This is a genomic window from Chlorobaculum sp. 24CR (assembly GCF_004118635.1).
In the GTDB taxonomy this organism is placed as follows: Bacteria; Bacteroidota; Chlorobiia; order Chlorobiales; family Chlorobiaceae; genus Chlorobaculum.
Window position 1 is genome coordinate 1 of the sequence record NZ_SDGU01000104.1, and the last position, 1,079, is coordinate 1,079.

1 protein-coding gene is annotated in these 1,079 nt (G+C 52.4%); it reads left to right on the plus strand.

Annotated elements, in window-relative coordinates; translation table 11 throughout:
• The first annotated feature begins 86 nt into the window (after positions 1–86).
• The gene (locus tag EST62_RS12925) at positions 87–359 is read left to right on the plus strand and encodes a hypothetical protein (RefSeq protein WP_129052473.1); all 273 of its coding nucleotides are present in this window, start codon (positions 87–89) and stop codon (positions 357–359) included.
• Positions 360–1,079 lie beyond the last annotated feature (720 nt).

Consider the following 1,079-nt stretch of genomic DNA (forward strand, 5'->3'; position numbering starts at 1 on the left):
AGTGGCTGAAGACGTAGCTGTAGCGTGCGCGGCTATGAGTCAGCCTTGTCAGCGCGTGATGAAAGGTCGAGAGCGAGGCTTGCGGAATGAGCGCCTGGGCGGTGATGGAGCCTTACTTCGCAGGGACGGTTGACGGATTGATCGCTCGGTCTCACGAGGCGGAGTCGAAGCGGTTGGGTTCCGAAAATCTGTTCGATATCGCTAAGGCGGGTAATGTTTTGGCGCTGCTGCTCGATCGTCAGAGCCTTATGCCTGGCCGAATCGACCCAACGTCTGCTGAGATCATGACAAACGAAGAGGATCAGGCGTACGATCTGTTTGAGGATTTGAGCCTGACGGTGCTCGCCAAAGGCGGTTAGGTTGTTGTGTTGCTTCCGGAGCGGATGCCAACCGAATCAGGGGCTGTGGCCATCTTGGGCGGGCCGTTCCGGTTTCCGCCCTTTCCCGTTATCGTGGTGGATAAACGAGGCATTATTCGCATTCGGTTTTCGCAACACAATCGGGCGTTTTACCGGCTAAAGAGAAGCGCCCGGAGAGATTTACTGGAATATCGGTCAACGCGAGACGGTTCCCCTCATGAGCCTGCTTGCGTTGGCGGCTGTTGCCGTGATGGCGCCGTTACTCTAAGAGCGACTTTCGCTCTGACCGTAAAAGCGCAGGTGCGTACCGATCATCTTTGGTAACGCTTTGTGCACTTCATTGCCGATCCCCGAAACCAGCGCAAGATGTTGAGGGTGCTGCGGGGCGGATCGCCTGCATTTACTATTATTATTTCGGCTATTTAAGGTAGTAATTCTTGGTTGAGCAAGGGTTCATCCGGATGTCATCCTGTCCCGACTTTTCGGGAGAATAATCCAGAACTCTTTGTTTTATAATAAGATGGATTTTTTCCCGAAAGCTTTCTGGACTGACGCATGAGTTCGCTTTTCTTCATTCAGAACGACAGCCTCTTCTCCGTGTTTTCTTTACGATTTATAGTCGCCGTGTTTTGCCTCAGCTGGAAATGGAGAATCGGGTTTGCTGAGTTAGTTGGTTGATGGTGTCTGTTGTTGTCGAAATCTTAGCGGAAGCAAGGGGTG